This is a genomic window from Paenibacillus sp. EKM10P, assembly GCF_011800655.1.
Taxonomy (GTDB): Bacteria; Bacillota; Bacilli; order Paenibacillales; family Paenibacillaceae; genus Paenibacillus; species Paenibacillus polymyxa.
In genome coordinates this window covers 1-558 of sequence record NZ_JAALET010000070.1, presented here as the reverse complement: position 1 = coordinate 558, position 558 = coordinate 1, and the positions used below count along the sequence as shown (strand labels likewise).

Genomic DNA, 558 nt, shown 5'->3' with positions numbered 1-558 from the left:
AACAGCTCCCACACCGACACATCGAAGGTGAAGGCCGTCTTTTGCAAGATCGTATCTGCCGCACTCAAGCCATAACGTTCATGCATCCACAAAATCCGGTTCAGCACGGAATGGTGCTCCACCATCACGCCCTTCGGTTTTCCGGTCGAACCGGAGGTGTAGATGACGTACGCGACATGGTGCGGCCCGGCCAGTAGCTCCAAATTTGATCCGTCTTCGTGATAAATATTCTTGCCATCCTGCTCCTGACGATCCAGCACCAGCACCTGGCCGTCGAAACTCAGCGAGGCTTGCTCCGCCAGATGCGCTTGTGTCAGCACCAGCTTCGCGCCCGAGTCCTCCAGCATAAAGCGGATACGATCGGCCGGATATTCCGGATCAATCGGCACATAGGCTCCGCCGGCCTTGAGGATCGCGTAGATGCCTACGATCATGTCCAGCGAACGGTGAATCAGAATGCCCACCGGCTGATCCGGCTGAGCCCCTTGCGCACGCAAGGTCCGGGCCAAACGGTTAGCCCGTTCGTTCAGCTCCGCGTAGGTCAACGACTCTGCACCA

The 558-nt window shown here is 57.9% G+C and carries 1 protein-coding gene; it reads right to left on the bottom strand.

Annotated elements, in window-relative coordinates:
- Positions 1-558: AMP-binding protein (locus HFE01_RS26440; RefSeq protein ID WP_167442907.1), on the bottom strand; the 558-nt coding region annotated here is incomplete at both ends.